The organism is Kitasatospora sp. NPDC101235 (assembly GCF_044767505.1).
Classification (GTDB): domain Bacteria; phylum Actinomycetota; class Actinomycetes; order Streptomycetales; family Streptomycetaceae; genus Kitasatospora.
On sequence record NZ_JBIWNZ010000008.1, the window covers coordinates 280,735 to 296,653 of the forward strand.

The following is a 15,919-nucleotide window of genomic DNA, read 5'->3' on the forward strand; positions in this document are numbered from 1 at the left end:
TCTGACCACCAGCTGAGGAATCCCGACTCCCGATGCCCACCCACACCTTCGTCCTCAACGGGCGGCCCGTCACCGTCGAAGCCCCGGACGACATGCCCATGCTCTGGGTGCTGCGCGACAAGCTCGGCGTCACCGGCCCCAAGTACGGCTGCGGGGTGGGCGTCTGCCGCGCCTGCACCAGCCACCTGGACGGCCGGGAGTTCCAGCCCTGCACCCGTTCCGTCAAGGACTGCGCGGGCCACACCGTCACCACCATCGAGGGGCTGGCCGACGGCGAGGCCCTGCACCCGGTCCAGGAGGCCTGGCTGGCCTGCGACGTCGCCCAGTGCGGCTTCTGCCAGCCCGGCCAGATCATGACCGCCGTCGCCCTGCTGCGCCACACCCCGAACCCGACGGACGCGGACATCGACCAGATCCAGAACATCTGCCGCTGCGGCAGCTACCCGCGCATCCGCGAGGCGATCAAACAGGCCGCCGCCCGGCAGGCCGCCAGGCCCTGAGCCGTCCCCCGTCCCGTCGCCGCCCCCGCATCCCCGCGCTCTGGCGCCTTCGGTCCAGACCACCTAGGCTGACCGGACCCGTCGCCGAGCCGGCAAGGATGACGCATGATCAGGCGCCGTTCACTGCTCGCCCTCGCGGGCCTGGGCGGGACCGCCGCCCTGCTGCCCGCCGGGCCCGCCCTGGCCGCACCGCCGCGCACCATCGACCTGCCCGCGCCCACCATCGGCCGGCCGGTCGGCACCATGAGCCTGCACCTGGTCGACCACGACCGGCTCGACCCGTTCGCGCCCGCCCCCGGCCCGCGCGAACTGATGGTGCAGCTCTGGTACCCGGCACGCGGCACCGCCGGCCGGCCCCGCGCCCTCTACACCACCCCCCGGGTCGCGGCCGCGATCGAGCAGGTCCTGCCACTGGACCCAGGCACCCTCGCCCGGGTCCGGCCCACCGCCCGCGCCGACGCGCCCGTCCGCCCCGGCCCGCTCCCCCTGCTGCTGCTCGGGCACGGCCGCACGGGCGGACGCAGCAACTGCACGGCACTGGCTGAGGAGTTGGCCGCGCACGGTTACCTCGTCGCGGCCGTCGACCACACCTACGACGCCGCCGCCGTCGAGTTCCCGGACGGCCGGCTGGTGCGCAGCGTCCTGTCGCAGGACCCGCCGGACCGGGACGCCGAGCGCAAGGAGATCGCCGCGCGGGTCGGCGACCTGCGCTTCGTCACCGGCCAACTGACCGGCGGCCGGCTGCCGTTCCGGGTCGACGAGGAGCGGATCGGCGTGCTCGGCCACTCCATGGGCGGAGCCGCGGCCGCCGAGGCGCTGCGCCAGGACCCGCGCTTGCGGATCGGCCTCGACCTCGACGGCGGCCTGTTCGGCTCCCCCGTCCCGGAGCTCGGGCTGGACCGGCCGTTCCTGCTGCTCACCTCGATCGACGACCACGACACCTGGCAGCACTGGCGCGAGCACCACCACGCGTGGGGGCGCCAGCTGCGCACCCTGGGCGCGGGCCACCTCAGCTTCACCGACCTGCCGCACGCCGCCGGCCCCGGCAACCTGCCGGGCCGCCTTCCCGCCGAGGTCTACGCGGCTCTGCTCGGCACCATCGCCCCCGCCCGCGCCACCGCCCTCACTCGTACCTACGTCCGGGCCTTCGTCGACCGCTTCCTCCGCGACCGCCCCGCCCCGCTGCTCGACGCCCCGTCCCCGCGCTACCCCGAGGTCGAGTTCCGCTGGAGCCGCGGGTAGGGGCTACGGTGCGAGGGCCGCCGCCGGGTCACGGCCGAAGAAGGCTGCGAGCCGGTCGTACGCCGGGGCGTCCTCGGGGACGGCGACGGCGGGGCCGAAGGCGTGGTGCTCCTCCTCGGCGCCGCGGTACTCGGGGTTGAGGGCGGCGCCGGCCCAGGCGAGCGCGGCGAGCGCGACCTCGTGGTCCAGGCCCTCGGTGGACTGGCCGCTGGCGCGGGCCAAGTCCCAGCCGTGGACGGCGAATTCGGCGATCTGCTGGTCCACCGGAAAACGGGCCGGCAGGGTGCCGCCACCGGGGACCTCCCGGGTGCCCCCGAGGTCGCCGGCCGCGCGCCAGGCGTCGACCAGCTCCTCCGCCCCGGCCTCGAAGGCGTGCAGCCAGTCCTCCTCGACCCGTTCGAAGGGCTGCGACCAGTCCGGCTGCCCGCCCTTCGCCCGTACGGTGAACTGCCGCAGGTCGTGCAGGAGGTGGCTGATCAGGTCGCCGACGTCCCACGAGCGGCACGGCGTCGGGTGGCCGGCCAGCTCGACGCCGGTGCCGTCGATCAGCCCGGCGGTCTGCGCGAGGGCCCGGGCGAGCAGCCCGATCGGGTCTTCCGCTGCGGTCATGGCACACCTCTCGGTACGGGGGTCCCGGTGCGGGAGCACGGTGTCGTGCCGGGTGATCGTAAGCGCGGGCGCCGACAACCGCCCGGCACGACACCGTGCCCGCCGCCACCACGGGTCAGGCGGCGAAGCCGCCGTCCACCGCCAGCTCGGCGCCGCTGACGTACCGGCCGTCCGGGCCCGCCAGGTAGGCGACGGCAGCGGCGACCTCCGCGCCGGTGCCGTAGCGGCCGAGCGCGGTGAGCCCGCTCTGGACCTCCGCCGACGGGCCGTCGGCCGGGTTCATGTCGGTGTCGATCGGCCCGGGGTGGACCAGGTTGGCGGTGATCCCGCGCGGCCCGAGCTCCCGCGCCAGCGCCTTGGTCAGGCCGATCAGCGCGGCCTTGCTGGTCGCGTACAGCGTCGCGCCGGGGAAGGCGACGCGCTGGGCGATGCAGCTGCCGACGGTGACGATCCGCCCGCCGTCGGCCAGGTGCGCGCAGGCCGCCCGGGCGTACAGGAAGGGCGCCCGGACGTTCACCTCCAGCACCCGGTCGACGTCGTCCAGCGTGAGGTCGCCGATCGGGCCGAGGACGCCGACGCCGGCGTTGTTCACCAGGACGTCCAGCTTCCCGAACCGCTCGGCGACGGCCTCGACCACGCCCTGCACCGCCTGCGGGTCGGCGCTGTCCGCCCGCACGGCCCAGCCGGTCCGCCCCATCGCGGTGATCTCGGCCGCGACCTTCTCGGCCCGCTCCGCACCGCCCTGGTAGGTCAGCACCACGTCGGCGCCGTCCTCCGCCAGCCGCAGGGCGACCGCGGCCCCGATCCCCCGGCTGCCGCCGGTCACCAGCGCCACCTTGCCGTCGAGCACCGCCGCACCGTTCATCGTCATATCTCCAGAACTCCTCGTTCCGATCTCGGACATGACTCGATCCTGGCCCGAGGCGCTTCAAACCCCCGGCGGTATTCGGACGTTGCGTTCAACGTTCAACCACGCCTCGGAGCGCCCCCCACCCCCGGCGTGCGCGCCGGCTGCCGGTAGTACGACCCGACCGCCGGCTGGCCCGTGTAGTTCGGCCCGGCCGCCGGGTCGGCTCCGGCGTAGCCGAAGGGCAGCACGACCTTCCGTCCGCCGTCCAGGACCAGCAGGTGCCGGCGCGCCCGGTACTCGAAGCCGGCCGCCCGCAGCGCCGCCACCACCGCGCGGGCCGCGCCGGAGCCGTCCGGGCGGCGCACCGACTCCGGGTCGAAGTGGGCGGCGAACCGGCCGTTCGGCGTCAGCCAGGAGGCGGCGCGGGCGATCACGCCGAGCTGGTCGCCGAGGTAGTGCAGCCCGTGCACACAGGTGATCAGGTCGTAGGACCGCTCCGGCGCCCAGTCCGCGACGGCCGCCGTGACCAGACGCAGGTGCGGCAGCGCCGCCAGGTCCGGCGGCGGGGCCGACGGGCCGACCAGGTCCACGCCGGTCAGCTCCACGCCCGCCCGTGGGGCTCCGGCCCGTGCCGCCCCCGGGGCCGCCCGCCGCGCCGCCTCCACCAGCGCCCGGCCCTCGCCGCTGCACAGGTCCAGCCACCCCGGCGTCGTGCCGCCGTGTTCCGTCAGCCAGTCCAGCGGGTCGAAGCCGAGCTCCCGGGCGTAGCTGTTCACCCCGTTGAGCCCGCGTTCGCGGTTCATGGTGCTGTTGGCCACCACCGGGGAGGCGGTGAGCTCACTGTCGCCGATCAGTCGGACCATCAGCCGACCCTACCGGCGCGGGGAACAGGCCGGGAACGGCCCGGATACCCACCGGAACCCACCGGAACGCACCGGAACCCACCGGCACCGGCCGGGGCGGCCACCCCGGTGCAGGGGCGGCCGCTCGGCCGGTCGGCAGGGCTCCGTCAAGCGGTTCCCCGTCAGACGGTCAGCGTCTGGCCCGGGAAGATCAGGTCCGGGTCGCCGCCGATGGTGCGCGCGTTCTTCCGGTAGAGGCTGTCCGTGTCGGTGCCGAACTTGGCCGCGATGCCGCTCAGGGTGTCACCGCTCCTGACGGTATAGCCACCACCGGCGGTGTTCTTCGGCGCGACCGGCGCGGACTGCACCGGCTTGGCCGAGGGCCGGCCCGTGGGCGCCTGCGGCTTGGCCGCGGGCTTGGCGGTCGCGGGCTTGGCGGCAGCGGGCTTGGCGGCAGCGGCAGCAGGCTTGGCGGTGGGCTTCGCCGCCCTGGCGCTCGGAGCGGCCGCCTTGGCCGGGGTGCCGGCCGAGGCGTCGACGGCGGCCGGAGCGCCGCCCCTGCCCAGACCCGCCTTCTGCGAGCAGACGGGCCAGGCGCCCGGGCCCTGCGAGGCGAGGACCTTCTCCGCGACGGCGATTTGCTGCGCCCTGGTCGCCTTGTTGGCCTGGGAGGCGTACGCGGTCCCGCCGTACGCGGCCCAGGTGGACGGGGTGAACTGCAGTCCGCCGTGGAAGCCGTTGCCGGTGCTGATGCTCCAGTTCCCGCCGCTCTCGCACTGGGCGACGGCGTCCCAGGTCGAGGCGGTAGCGGCGGAGGCCGAGGTGGCCGTGACGAGGCCGGCCACCGGCAGGGCCGCGACGGCGGCTCCCGCGACGACCGCCATCCGTACGCGGTTGCGCTTGGTGGTGGCGGTGGTGTCGGTGGCAGCGGCGGTCTCGTGACGGGGATTCATACAGGTCCTCTCGACAAGTCCCGGGTGGGCATGCGGAACCAGGCCCGGGACATGGGCCGGCAGTTGTTCGCTCACCTCACTCGACGGGCGGCCGGACACGTGTCGGACGTGCCGTGCCGCCCCGGTCACCTCCGCACGCCGACGGCCTGTTCGAGCCGGCCTGGTCGGCGGGCACCGCCCTCGCGCCGTTGGTCAGTCGGCGGGCAGTGCGTCGGGGTGAACCCGGGTGGCGCTCGTTGCGCCGCCAATGAAGCTAGGGGCCATCACCCGGACGCAGCAAGCAATTCTTGGTCGCCGCAGGTTAGTTGACTGTTACCGGCGGTATCGATCAAGGAATCATGCCCGATTTGACCATTTTTGACCGAATTTTCAAGATCAAACGATCAAATTCCGTGCCATCACTCACACCTGTCCACCCGAGAAAGCCGGCACACCATCCACGCGGAGGAACCGTCAGCTGACGCACCGTCACCGCCGCACCCGGAGTTCCCGGTTCCGCGCCGCCGCCGAGTGGCATCCATCACGCCCGGCACTCACGGCAACCGGAAAAGCACCCTCAGCGACGGCCGTCGAGCTCCGCATCCCGCGCCAGCAGCGCCGCCTGGACCCGGTTCTCGCAGCCCAGCTTGGCCAGGATCCGGCTGACGTAGGTCTTCACCGTCGCCTCGCTCATGTGGATCCGTGCCCCCGCGTCGGCGTTGGACAGACCCTCTCCGAGCAGCGCCAACACCTCCAGCTCGCGCGGGGTGAGCACCTCCAGCCGGCGCCGCGCCGCCACGCCGCGGGCGGCCAGCGAGGCGCTGCGCCCGGAGGCCAGCGAGTCGACGATGTGCCGGGTGGCGGCCGGGGAGAGGAAGGCGTTCCCACCCGCCGCCGCCCGGACGGCCTGGATCAGCTCGTTCGGCGCGGTGTCCTTGAGCAGGAAGCCGGCACCGCCCTCGGTCACGGCGCGCAGGACGTTCTCGCGCTCCCCGAAGGTGGTGAGGATCAGCGCCCGCGCGCCGGGGGCGGCCTTCGCCAGCTCCCCGAGAGCCGTCAGCCCGTCCATCACCGGCATCTGAATGTCCAGCAGCACCACGTCCACCCGGTGCGCCCGCGCGAGCTCCAGCGCCTCCCGGCCGTCGGCGGCCTCCGCGACCACCTCGATGTCGTCGGCGGAGCCGAGGATCATCCTGATTCCGGCCCGGATCAGCGGCTCGTCGTCGGCGACGAGGACTCGGATCACGCTGGTCATTCCCCTCGAACGGTGCTTCGGCTGCGGCACCATCCTCACATCCCGGCGGCATCCCTCCGAACCACCCCGATCCGGACCACCACGCTCCGAACCGGCCCGGCCCGCCCCGGTCGGAGCACCCGCCCGCGCACGGGGGCACTCGGAGGCGGCGCGAGGGTCGAACCTGCTCTCGGCGAGCACCCGCCCGCGCACGGGCGCACTCAGCCCCTCGTCACGTACTCCTGCTTCTCCACCAACGCCCCGTCCCGGAAGCAGAACCGCGCCACGTGGTCCTCGTCCCAGCCGGCGCCGGGCGCACCGCTCAGGACGTACCAGCGGCAGTGCGCGCCCGCCGGCACCTCGGGCCCTGTCCCCTTGTAGGTGTCGGTGAAGAAGTCGTTGCCGCGCGGCAGCGTCTGCAGCACCTCGGACTCGGCGGTGCCGAGCCTGATCTGCTCGTACATCGGCATCTGCACGGTCGCGTCGTTGGTGCCCTTGACGAAGGCGACCACGCCCCATACCAGCAGGCCGAGCACGATCAGCCCGACCACGACCACCCCGAGGGCGCAGCCCACCGCCGGGCTGCGCCGCCTGCGCTCCGGCTCCTCGACCGGCGGCGGGCCGTCCGGCGTCCAGTCCTCGGCCCCGTCCGTGACCTCCGCCTCCGCCCCTTCGTACGGCAGGACGGCCGCCAGCCGGAAGCCCTGCTCCGGCGTGGGCCCGGCGTGCACCATGCCACCGACCAGCCGGGCGCGCTCCCGCAGGCCGGTCAGCCCCTGACCGCCGCTGACCGCCGCGCCCACGCCGACGCGTGCGCCCACGAGCTCCGGCGCGCGACTGTTCGTCACCTCCACCACCAGGGCGTCCGGCTCGTACCGCAGCGCGACACCGATCGGCGCGCCGGGGGCGTGCTTGTGCGCGTTGGTGAGCGCCTCCTGCACGATCCGGTACGCCGCGTGGTCGACCGCGGCCGGCAGCGGACGGCGCTCGCCCTGCCGGGTGAGTTCGATCTCCGCCCCGGCCGCCCGGGAGGACTCCACCAGCCCCTCGACCCCGTCCACGCCGCCCCGGGCCGGCGTCCCGGCGGCCGTCCCGGTGCCGGGCGGCAGCGCCGTCGACTCGTCGTGCAGCACCCCGACCACCTCGCGCAGCTCGCGCATCGCCGCGACCGCCGCCTGCCGCAGCACCCCGACCGCCTCGCGCTGCCGGTCGGTGAGCGTCCGGTCCACCTCCAGCGCGCCCGAGTGCACCGAGATCAGCGCCAGCTGGTGGCCCAGGCTGTCGTGCATGTCCTGGGCGATCCGATGCCGCTCGCGCAGCCGCGCCTGGTGCACCACCATGACCCGCTCGCGCAGCAGCTGCTCGTTGCGCTCGCGCAGCGCGTCCAGCAGGGCGCGGCGCTGCGCCCGGTAGCGGCCGTAGAGCGCGGGCAGCACGGCGACCACCAGGAAGAAGCCGAGCGACAGCGACAGGAGCAGCTTCGGCGAGAACGAGGCGCCGTCCTTCAGCACGCCCGTCGCGGTGAACAGCACCCAGCCCACGACGAAGGCGCCGACCAGCGACCAGACCCGGCGGATCCGCGCGCCGGCCGTCCAGCCCGCGCAGATCAGCATCGGCATCGGCCCGACCCCCCAGCCGGCCAGGGCCGCGGCGGCGAGCAGCACGGTGGCCGGCAACCCCTTGCGCAGCACCCACAGCGCCGCGACGGCGAGGCCGAAGGGCACCGCCATGCCGGTGTTGGCGAGCAGTTCCAACAGGGCGGCGAACCCGCCCATCAACAGGGCGAGCACGGCCTCGCCCACCACCCGCCGGGGTCGCCAGGGCCCCGGCAGGGCCGTCCGTACCACCGTGTTCCAGGCCCGCGCGATCGCTTCCACGCGTCGAGGCTATCGGTCCGGCCGGAGCCCCCGCCGTCCTCCTTCGTCGCCGCCCCGCGCCGACGAAAGTCGCCTGTTCGGCCCCGCCCGTCGGCCGCTCAGCCGAAGGCCGTGAGCAGCAGCGCCACGTCGTCCACCCGGTGGGTCGAGCCGACCTCGCGCAGCAGTCGCTCGGCCGCCTGCTCCAGCCCCTCCCCCGCCACGGCCCGGGCCAGCGCGACCCGCAGCCGCTCCACGCCCCGGTCGATCGCCACCGCCGGGTCCTCCACCAGCCCGTCGGTGTAGAGGGCGAGCACCGCTGCGCCGGACAGCCGCAGGTCGCTGGCAGGATAGTCGGCCCGCTCGTCCACCCCGAGCAGCGGCCCGCCCGGGACATACAGCGCCTCGGCCCGCCCGCCGGGGTGTCGCAGCACCGGCGGGAGGTGCCCCGCCCGGGCGATCCGGGCGAGGCCGGCGGCCGGGGTCGGCCGGACCAGGCAGCAGCTGGCGAGCAGCCCGAGGTCGAGGTCGAGCAGCAGCCGGTTGGTGCGGGCGAGCACCTCGTCGGGCGGGTCGCCGCCGGTGGCGAAGGCGCGCACGGCACTGCGCAGCTGTCCCATCGCGGCGGCCGCGCCGACGCTGTGGCCCTCGACGTCGCCGATCACCAGGGTGACGTCCCCGCCGGTGACGATCGCGTCGTACCAGTCGCCGCCGATCTCCATGCCCTGGGTGCCGGGCAGGTAGCGGGCGGTGATCCGGATGCCGGGCACCTCGGGCAGCCCGTGCGGCAGCAGCGCCTGCTGCAGGCCACGGGCCAGGAGGAACTCGGCGTCGTACAGCCGGGCGCGCTCCAGGGCCTGGGCGATGAAGCCGCCGAGCGCGGTGAGCAGGCCGCGCTCCTCCACGGTGAACGGACGCGGCAGGTCGAAGCCGATGATGCAGCTGCCGACCGGCCGGAGGCGATCAGCGGCAGGAAGGCCCAGGCGCCCATCTCGTCCAGGGTCAGGCCGGGGTAGGTGGCGGCGAGTTCGCGCACCGACTCGAAGAAGATCGGGGTGCCGGTGCTGAGCGTCTCCGCGCCGGGCACCCGGGCGTCGACCGGGGTGCTCTCGAAGGCGTCCAGGAAGCCGTCCGGGTAGCCGGTCTGCGAGAGCAGGTGCAGGCGCTGGTCGCGCACCGCGTAGATGGCGAGCTCCTGGCCGCCGATGGCCGGCAGGAGTTCCTCGGCCACCGCCCGGCAGACGTCCCGCACGGTGACCGCCTCGGTGAGGGCGCTGGCCAGCTGGAGCAGGTGGTGGGTGCTGCCCACCCCGGTGCGGGCGGGCGGCGGGGCGGCGAGCGGCTCGGCAGCACCCGGCGGCGCCTCGGCCGCGACCACCCGGCCGGTGACGCCGTGCGGGTCCGGGTAGAGCGAGAAGGCGAGCCAGCCGTCCGGCGGGTGGGCGGCCAGGAAGGCGGTGGGCCGCTGGGAGAGCAGGGCGGCGCGGTAGCGGTTCTCGTAGAAGGGGTCGGCGAGCCAGGGCAGCACGTCCCAGGGGTGGTGGCCGAGCAGGTCCTCGCGGCGGGCCCGGAGCAGCGGCTCGGTGGCGCGGTTGGCGTAGCAGATCCGGCCGTCCGGGTCGAGCGAGAACACCCCCTCGTGCAGCCGCTCGACGGCGGCCGCGGCGTCGGTCAGGCTCCGCACGTCCAGCACCGCGCCGACCAGGTGGGTCCGGCCGTCGGAGATCGCCACGGGCACCCGGGCCCACAGCTCCACCGGGTACGGCAGGCCGTCCGGCCCGAGTACCCGGACCCGGGCGGCCAGCACCTCGCCGCGCTGCAGCGCGATGCGGGCGGCGGCCCGGAACTCCGGCAGGTCGCCGGGGGCGACCCGGTTGTTCAGCGCGGCCACCGTGCCGTCGAACTCGCCCGGCCCGAAGCCGAAGATCTCCCGGAACCGCTCGTCGGCGGCGAGTGCCCCGGTGGCCACGTCCCAGTCGAACAGCCCGGCCCGGGTGGCCGACGCCGCCGGCGGCGGCAGCTCCACCACGGCCACCTCGCCGCCGGGTTCCATCGGCTGCCCGGGCTCCGCCAGCTCGGCCAGTTCCCCACCCAGTCGCTCGGCCACCTCGGCCAGCCGCCGGACCGCCGGCTCCGGAACGCCCTCGTCCGAGGCGGGCCACAGCCCGCTCAGCACCCCGAACCGCTCCTCACCGTGCGCCACCGGCACGCAGGCGGAGGCGAAGTCGTACGGCAGGCCGACCGCGAGCTGCGGGAAGCGCCGCATGGTGTCCTCGGTGCCGGTCAGGGTGATCACGTGCCCGGTCCGGAAGCAGACCGCGACCGGCAGCGGCCCCGCGGCGGCCACCCGCCGGAACGGGCTCATCACTGCCAGCGGCACGCCCGTGATCGTGCGCAGCACCAGCGACCGGCGGTCCCGCGAGCGCAGGTACACCAGCGCGCCGTACGCCCCGGTGGACCCGAGCACCCGGCGCACCGCCTCGGCGAAGAGCCCGTCCCGCCGGTGCTCCGTCCGCCGGTCCGTCTCGGGGACGGACCGGCGGGCCGCCCGACCCGTCTGCGCGCCGGCGCCGGGCTCCTGCGGCCGGTCCGGACCGGGCCGCGTACCAGCGGCCCCACCGGTCGCGTGCGGATGGCGCATGCTCTTGTGCTACGCCGGGCCCGCAACAGTGTCAAGGCGAGCCCGCTCCGGCCCCGGGCGGCCCCGGAGCCCGGCTCGCACCGGCACGGACGGCATGCCGGGCACATCCCGTCGCGCCACCGCGGTCGACCTCGGGGGATCCGCTCGGGTGTGATCGTCTCGGCCGTCACGGCGTACCTCCCCCGGGCTCCCGGACGGACCTCGTGCGGGGGCGTCGCGGGGGTTCCGGGCGGTTCGGGACCCGTTCGATATTCTCCGGGCGGGTGGCGGCGTGAGGCCGCCGGTGGGGAAGCGAGAGCCGCATGCAGTCGCCGTCGTCCGGGGGTCCCACACGTGGAACGTCGTGGCAGTGGGACGAGGAAGCCGCCGGCGGCGAGACCTCCGAGGACGTGATCGCGGGCGGCGGTGAGCGCCCGCGGCCGAGTCGGCGCCGGATGCTGGTCGGGGCCGGGGTGCTCGCGGTGGGCGGGGCCGCCTGGGCGTTCGGCCGTTCGGGTTTCGGTGAGGCCCTGCCCTCGCCGGGGCCGACCAGGCCGAATCCGACCGCGCTGTCCGGGCCGACGCCGGTCTGGACCTACCGCGGCCCGGAGGCGATGACCCCGGAGCGGCTCACCGACCCGCCGGGCCGCCCGGTCTACCTCTCCAAGAACGGTCTGCAGGTCCTCGACCCCGCCAAGGGCACCGCCGCCCGGCTGCTGGTCGTCGACCCGCCGGCCGCCCGCAGCTGGCCCAGTGACCTCGACATGCTCGGCAAGGTGGTGGTCGGGCCCGAACACCTCTTCACCACCTACGAGGGCCACGTCGAGGCCCGCCACTTCACCGACCCCGCCGCCGACTGGAGCCGGCCGCTGCCCGACGAGCTCCAGGGGCAGATCCGCCTCGCCGGCTACGACCGCTACGGCCCCGGCGTCCTCTACGGCTACTCCTGGGGCCGCCCGCGGGCCGACGGCGCCCCGACGGACAACCGTCTCTTCGCGCTGCGGGTCACCGACCGCTCCCTGCTCTGGTCCGTCCGCACCGAGCGGGAGGAGCAGCCCGTCATCCCCACCACCCACAGCGGAGGCGGCCTCCTCGCCTGCGTCCGTTTCCTCGGCGGCCGCGCCGAGCTGGTGGCCCGGGATGCCGCCACCGGCCGCGAGCTGTGGACCGCCCCCGGTGACGAGGACCTGCGCTGGTGCGTGACCGGCTCGGGGAACTTCTACGTCCCCGACGGCAACGGCGGCGTGCGCATGCTGCGGGCCACCGGCGAGCCGGGCTGGACGTACTCCCCCGCCCGTGGCGAGTCCCGGCGGGCCCTGCCGCCCCTCCATGACGGCCCCCAGGTGTACATCCCGTGGGACCAGGGCGTCGTCACCTGCCACGAGTCGCACTCCGGCACCGTGCTCTGGTCCTGCCGGCTGCCGTTCCCACTGGACCGCCGCACCCGTCCGCTGGTCGGCGACAGGACGCTGTTCGTCCCGGGTACGGCGGTCGGCGGCGTCAGCGCGATCCACACCTCGACCGGCGAGCTGGGCTGGACCTTCCACGACTCGGGCCCGGGCAAGGACGTCTGGACGCTCGCCTTCGACGGAAACCTCCTCTACGCGGGCCACGACGACATCCTGCACGCCCTCCCCCTGCACTGAGCGCCCCGGCGAAACGACAGGACCCCACGAAACGGCAGGACGACCCGATGCAGGTACGCCCGATCTCCCCCGACAACCTGGCCGAGTTGCTCGCCGACCGCATCACCGCCCTGCCCGGCGCCGGCGGCCGGCGCCTGCGGGTCGCCGTGGACGGCGCGGCCGCCGCCCGGCCCGAGGCGCTCGCCGACTCCCTGGTGGAGCCGCTGCGGCTGCGCGGCCACCCGACGCTGCGGGTCTCGGCCTCCGGCTTCCTGCGCCCCGCCTCGATCCGGCTGGAGTACGGCCACCAGGACGCGGACGCCTTCCACGACCTCTGGCTGGACGACGGCGCCCTGCTGCGCGAGGTGCTCGACCCGCTGGAGCCGGGCGGCAGCGGCCGCGTCCTGCCCTCCCTGCGCGACCCGGTCACCGACCGGTCGACCCGCGCCCCGTACACCGAACTCCCGCCCGGCGGCGTGCTGTTGCTGGACGGCGCCCTGCTGCTCGGCCGCTGGCTGCCGCTGGAGCTGACCGTCCACCTGGCCCTCGGCCCGGCCGCACTGGCCCGCCGTACCCCGGCCGACCAGCAGTGGACGCTGCCCGCCTTCGCCCGCTACGAGGCGCAGACCGGGCCCGCCGAGGCGGCCGACGTCACCGTCCGGGTGGACGACCCCCGCCACCCCGCGCTGGTCGAGCGGCCGTGACCTCCGGGGCCGGGCCGCGCTGGCAGTACGGGCACCAGTACACCGCCCGGTCGCGCGGCGGCGAGCCCTGCCGCCCGGTGACCACGGGAGTGACGCAGCGCGGGCAGGGCCGTCCGGCCCGGCCGTAGACCCAGTGCTGGTAGCCGGGCCGGGTGTCGCCGGTGGTGATGTGGCCGGGGCGCAGCTTGTTGGCCTCCAGCATCTGCCGGGCGCGCTCCACCAGCCGGTCGGGGTGCGGGAGTTCGCCGACCTCGGTCCAGGGGGTGACGCCCGCCACGAAGCACAGCTCGTTGGCGTAGACGTTGCCGATCCCGGCGAGGTTGCGCTGGTCGAGCAGGGCCTCGACGAGCGGGCGGCCCGGGCGGGCGAGGAGCCGGCGGACGGCCTCGACCGGGTCCCAGTCGGGGCCGAGCAGGTCGGGGCCGAGGTGGCCGACGATCCGCCGTTCGTCGGCGGTGCGCAGCAGTTCGACGACGGGCAGCCGGTAGCCGACGGCGGTGCCCCGGTCGGTGCCGAGGACGGCGCGGATCTGCCGGTCGGGGCCGCCGGTCCACCGCTCGCCGGGGCGGTAGACCTCCCAGCGGCCGTCCATCCGCAGGTGGGTGTGGAGGGTGAGGCCGCCGTCGAAGCGGGCGAGCAGGTGCTTGCCGCGCGGGGCGACCTCCAGCACCCGGCGGCCGGTGAGGTCGGCGGTGGCGTGCGCGGGCACCCGCAGGTCCGCGCTGGTCAGCGGCTGTCCGGCGAGGGCCTCGTGCAAGTGGGCCGCCGCGCGGTAGACGGAGTCACCTTCTGGCATGTCTCCATTCTGGTCCGTACGGCGGCCCGGCGGGGTACCGGCCCCGGTGCGCTACGCCGACTGCTCCGGGGCGGCCTGGCCCTCGCGCACCACGACCACCGGGCAGGGCGCGTGCTCGGTGAGATGGCGGCTGACCGAGCCGAGCAGCACGCCGGTGAAGCCGCCCAGGCCCCGGCTTCCGACGACGATCAGCGCGGCGCCCTTGGCGGCCTCCAGCAGCGCCCGGGCGGCGTTGCCGGGCATCACGGTCTCGGTGATCTGCACGCCGGCGTCGTCGCCGGCCACCTTGGTGATGGTCTCGCTGAGGGTCTTCCCGGCGATCTCCTCGGGGTTGAAGGTCTCGACGGTCGGCACGCCCTGCCCGGCCCAGCCGTAGAAGGCCGGGTACTCCCAGGCGGCGATCGCGTGGACCGTCCCGCCGACGGCCCGTGCGTAGTCGATCGCCCAGCGCAGCGCCTGCTCCGAGGCGGGCGAGCCGTCCACGCCGACGACGATCCGGGGATTGGCACTCATGCCCTTGCTCCTTCGGTTGCTCCTGATCGGTCCGGACCCGCCGAACATAGATCAAATCGGACAAACAGTCGCCATCTGCCACGCCGGAAGCGGCCCACCGCATTCAATTCCAAGTGCGACGGGCGATCAGGAACTGGGAGGATGCCCGGATGCCGAGCAAACCGCGCCGCCGCACCGGCGGCTTCGCCGAGGTCCTGGCCGCCCTGCCGCCCAAGGACGAGGACGAGGACGGCTGGGTGCTCCACGACCCGCTCGAGTCGGGCGGCTTCGTGGACTCCGAAGGACGCTGCTGGCGGCTGGCCCGCGGCCCGGTGGACCGGCGGCTGGCGAAGCGGCTGGCGGTCCACGCGGACGAGATGACGCTGGGCCGGTGGGGCCGGCTGCACGAAGCCTCACCGGGCTTCTTCGTGCCCTCCCTGCTCGCCCCCGAGGAACGTCCGGACGCCTGGCAGCGGGCCTCCGCCCTGGAATATCTGGCGTACGAGTTCCGCGCCTCCGGCGGCCGGACGCTGCTCTACCTCGTGGTGTTCTGCTGAGCCGCCCTCCGGGTCGACCCCGGCTCGACTCAACTCCGGTAGGCGGCCCAGGCGTTGGCCATCCGCTGGACCTGGCCCGGGGTGAACTGGGTCATGCAGGAGTCGTAGCTGTAGTCCATGAAGTTGTGGATCGGGTCGAGCCCCGGGCCGGGGCAGGTGTCGCGGCCCTCTGGGCAGCCGGAGGCGGCGGTGCGCTCGGCCGGGGTGTCGTCCACGTAGTCGCCCGGGGCCCGGCAGCCGCCCTGGAAGGTGTGGAGGAGGCCGAGCCAGTGGCCGATCTCGTGGGTCGCGGTGTTGCCCTCGTTGTAGTGGGTGGCGGCGCCGCCCGGCAGGGAGGCGTCGAGCACCACGACGCCGTCGTCGGCCGGGTTCGTCCGGTACGCGTTCGGGAACGTCGACCAGCCGAGCAGGGACTTGCCGAGCCGGGCGGTGTAGAGGTTGAGGGTGCCCTGGTCCCCCTTGCGCAGGGTGGTCTTCATCGCCCGCTCGGCCGGCGAGCCCGGGGTCATGCCGGTGTACCAGGAGGCGTTGTCGGTCCAGTCCGTGCCGGCCAGCCGGAAGTGGAACGGGCTCGGGGCGTTGCCCTCGCCCTGGCCGCCGTAGCTGCTGTTGAGGTGGTCGATCTGGCCCGCGACGGCGGCCTGGTCGAGCCGTCCGGCGCCGCCGTCGTGGATCACGTGGACGAAGACCGGGACGGTGGTGGGAACGGCGGCCCGGACCCGGCCGGTGCCCAGTTCGGCGAGCCGCTGGTCGAGGTCGGCCTGCATCGCCCGGGCCTGCGCGGCGCTGACCTCGTTCGGGTCCCGGCCCGGGCGGCTGCCGGCCGGCAGCCGGGCCGCGGCACCGGCACCGGCACCGGCCGCACCGTCGCCGTCGTCCACGCACCCGGCCGCCGGCACAGCGGCGCGGTGCGCGGCCGGTGCGGCGAACTGGCTCAGACCGGCCACGGCGACCAGCGCAGCGGCGCAGGGGAACAGTCGGGGGGCACGCGAGCGCACCCGGGCAGTACGACGCATCAGCGCTCCTGACGGGGGAGTTGACGGAGTCTGCGCCGCGCCCC

At 75.2% G+C, this 15,919-nt stretch carries 16 protein-coding genes; 5 read left to right on the forward strand and 11 right to left on the reverse strand.

Annotated elements, in window-relative coordinates; genetic code table 11:
* Positions 1 to 32: 32 nt before the first annotated feature.
* Positions 33 to 500 carry a (2Fe-2S)-binding protein gene (locus ACIRRH_RS16705; RefSeq protein WP_403067324.1) on the forward strand — a complete coding sequence of 156 codons (468 nt, stop codon included), beginning with the start codon at positions 33 to 35 and terminating at the stop codon, positions 498 to 500.
* Positions 501 to 605: 105 nt separating this feature from the next.
* Positions 606 to 1,742, forward strand: coding sequence for an alpha/beta hydrolase (locus tag ACIRRH_RS16710; RefSeq protein ID WP_403067326.1), 1,137 nt, complete (start codon positions 606 to 608; stop codon positions 1,740 to 1,742).
* Between the two features lie 3 nt (positions 1,743 to 1,745).
* Here the strand turns inward: ACIRRH_RS16710 and ACIRRH_RS16715 are convergent, their stop codons facing one another.
* From ACIRRH_RS16715 to ACIRRH_RS16750, 8 genes are all read right to left on the reverse strand, one after another.
* Positions 1,746 to 2,351 carry a TIGR03086 family metal-binding protein gene (locus tag ACIRRH_RS16715; RefSeq protein WP_403067328.1) on the reverse strand — a complete coding sequence of 202 codons (606 nt, stop codon included), beginning with the start codon at positions 2,349 to 2,351 and terminating at the stop codon, positions 1,746 to 1,748.
* 115 nt (positions 2,352 to 2,466) lie between these two features.
* Positions 2,467 to 3,222: an SDR family NAD(P)-dependent oxidoreductase gene (locus ACIRRH_RS16720; RefSeq protein WP_403067330.1), complete on the reverse strand. Its 756-nt coding sequence runs from the start codon at positions 3,220 to 3,222 to the stop codon at positions 2,467 to 2,469.
* Between the two features lie 95 nt (positions 3,223 to 3,317).
* Entirely contained in the window at positions 3,318 to 4,064 is a 747-nt protein-coding gene (locus tag ACIRRH_RS16725) for a class I SAM-dependent methyltransferase (RefSeq protein ID WP_403067332.1), read from the reverse strand.
* Between the two features lie 161 nt (positions 4,065 to 4,225).
* The gene (locus ACIRRH_RS16730; protein WP_403067334.1) at positions 4,226 to 4,996 is read right to left on the reverse strand and encodes a transglycosylase family protein; all 771 of its coding nucleotides are present in this window, start codon (positions 4,994 to 4,996) and stop codon (positions 4,226 to 4,228) included.
* Positions 4,997 to 5,552: 556 nt separating this feature from the next.
* Entirely contained in the window at positions 5,553 to 6,221 is a 669-nt protein-coding gene (locus tag ACIRRH_RS16735; protein ID WP_224280824.1) for a response regulator transcription factor, read from the reverse strand.
* 209 nt (positions 6,222 to 6,430) lie between these two features.
* Entirely contained in the window at positions 6,431 to 8,086 is a 1,656-nt protein-coding gene (locus ACIRRH_RS16740; protein ID WP_403067336.1) for a sensor histidine kinase, read from the reverse strand.
* A 98-nt stretch (positions 8,087 to 8,184) separates the two neighbouring features.
* The gene (locus tag ACIRRH_RS16745; protein WP_403067338.1) at positions 8,185 to 8,835 is read right to left on the reverse strand and encodes a PP2C family protein-serine/threonine phosphatase; all 651 of its coding nucleotides are present in this window, start codon (positions 8,833 to 8,835) and stop codon (positions 8,185 to 8,187) included.
* Positions 8,727 to 10,706, reverse strand: coding sequence for a PAS domain-containing protein (locus ACIRRH_RS16750; protein WP_403067340.1), 1,980 nt, complete (start codon positions 10,704 to 10,706; stop codon positions 8,727 to 8,729). Before ACIRRH_RS16750 ends, ACIRRH_RS16745 begins: the two co-directional genes overlap by 109 nt.
* Positions 10,707 to 11,008: 302 nt before the next feature.
* Between ACIRRH_RS16750 and ACIRRH_RS16755 the strand changes: the two genes are divergently transcribed.
* On the forward strand, positions 11,009 to 12,331 hold the full coding sequence (locus ACIRRH_RS16755) for a PQQ-binding-like beta-propeller repeat protein (protein ID WP_403067342.1): 1,323 nt from the start codon (positions 11,009 to 11,011) through the stop codon (positions 12,329 to 12,331).
* A 47-nt stretch (positions 12,332 to 12,378) separates the two neighbouring features.
* The gene (locus ACIRRH_RS16760) at positions 12,379 to 13,014 is read left to right on the forward strand and encodes a uridine kinase (RefSeq protein WP_403067344.1); all 636 of its coding nucleotides are present in this window, start codon (positions 12,379 to 12,381) and stop codon (positions 13,012 to 13,014) included.
* Here ACIRRH_RS16760 and ACIRRH_RS16765 read toward each other — a convergent pair.
* Entirely contained in the window at positions 12,962 to 13,810 is an 849-nt protein-coding gene (locus tag ACIRRH_RS16765; protein ID WP_403067346.1) for a DNA-formamidopyrimidine glycosylase family protein, read from the reverse strand. The genes ACIRRH_RS16760 and ACIRRH_RS16765 overlap by 53 nt on opposite strands.
* Positions 13,811 to 13,861: 51 nt before the next feature.
* On the reverse strand, positions 13,862 to 14,323 hold the full coding sequence (locus ACIRRH_RS16770) for a universal stress protein (RefSeq protein WP_403067348.1): 462 nt from the start codon (positions 14,321 to 14,323) through the stop codon (positions 13,862 to 13,864).
* Positions 14,324 to 14,472: 149 nt separating this feature from the next.
* Here ACIRRH_RS16770 and ACIRRH_RS16775 point away from each other — a divergent pair, with 149 nt between their 5' ends.
* A complete protein-coding gene (locus ACIRRH_RS16775) occupies positions 14,473 to 14,859 on the forward strand; it encodes a hypothetical protein (protein ID WP_403067350.1) in 387 nt (128 codons plus the stop codon).
* Between the two features lie 29 nt (positions 14,860 to 14,888).
* Here the strand turns inward: ACIRRH_RS16775 and ACIRRH_RS16780 are convergent, their stop codons facing one another.
* Positions 14,889 to 15,875: a zinc metalloprotease gene (locus tag ACIRRH_RS16780; protein WP_403067352.1), complete on the reverse strand. Its 987-nt coding sequence runs from the start codon at positions 15,873 to 15,875 to the stop codon at positions 14,889 to 14,891.
* Positions 15,876 to 15,919: the final 44 nt, after the last annotated feature.

What these genes read in the sequence shown, in the direction of transcription:
- ACIRRH_RS16705 (WP_403067324.1), top strand. Translation starts at nt 33, where the DNA reads ATGCCCACCCACACCTTCGTCCTCAACGGGCGGCCCGTCACCGTCGAA.
- ACIRRH_RS16710 (WP_403067326.1), top strand. Translation starts at nt 606, where the DNA reads ATGATCAGGCGCCGTTCACTGCTCGCCCTCGCGGGCCTGGGCGGGACC.
- ACIRRH_RS16715 (WP_403067328.1), bottom strand. Translation starts at nt 2,351, where the DNA reads ATGACCGCAGCGGAAGACCCGATCGGGCTGCTCGCCCGGGCCCTCGCG.
- ACIRRH_RS16720 (WP_403067330.1), bottom strand. Translation starts at nt 3,222, where the DNA reads ATGACGATGAACGGTGCGGCGGTGCTCGACGGCAAGGTGGCGCTGGTG.
- ACIRRH_RS16725 (WP_403067332.1), bottom strand. Translation starts at nt 4,064, where the DNA reads ATGGTCCGACTGATCGGCGACAGTGAGCTCACCGCCTCCCCGGTGGTG.
- ACIRRH_RS16730 (WP_403067334.1), bottom strand. Translation starts at nt 4,996, where the DNA reads ATGAATCCCCGTCACGAGACCGCCGCTGCCACCGACACCACCGCCACC.
- ACIRRH_RS16750 (WP_403067340.1), bottom strand. Translation starts at nt 10,706, where the DNA reads ATGCGCCATCCGCACGCGACCGGTGGGGCCGCTGGTACGCGGCCCGGT.
- ACIRRH_RS16755 (WP_403067342.1), top strand. Translation starts at nt 11,009, where the DNA reads ATGCAGTCGCCGTCGTCCGGGGGTCCCACACGTGGAACGTCGTGGCAG.
- ACIRRH_RS16760 (WP_403067344.1), top strand. Translation starts at nt 12,379, where the DNA reads ATGCAGGTACGCCCGATCTCCCCCGACAACCTGGCCGAGTTGCTCGCC.
- ACIRRH_RS16765 (WP_403067346.1), bottom strand. Translation starts at nt 13,810, where the DNA reads ATGCCAGAAGGTGACTCCGTCTACCGCGCGGCGGCCCACTTGCACGAG.
- ACIRRH_RS16770 (WP_403067348.1), bottom strand. Translation starts at nt 14,323, where the DNA reads ATGAGTGCCAATCCCCGGATCGTCGTCGGCGTGGACGGCTCGCCCGCC.
- ACIRRH_RS16775 (WP_403067350.1), top strand. Translation starts at nt 14,473, where the DNA reads ATGCCGAGCAAACCGCGCCGCCGCACCGGCGGCTTCGCCGAGGTCCTG.
- ACIRRH_RS16780 (WP_403067352.1), bottom strand. Translation starts at nt 15,875, where the DNA reads ATGCGTCGTACTGCCCGGGTGCGCTCGCGTGCCCCCCGACTGTTCCCC.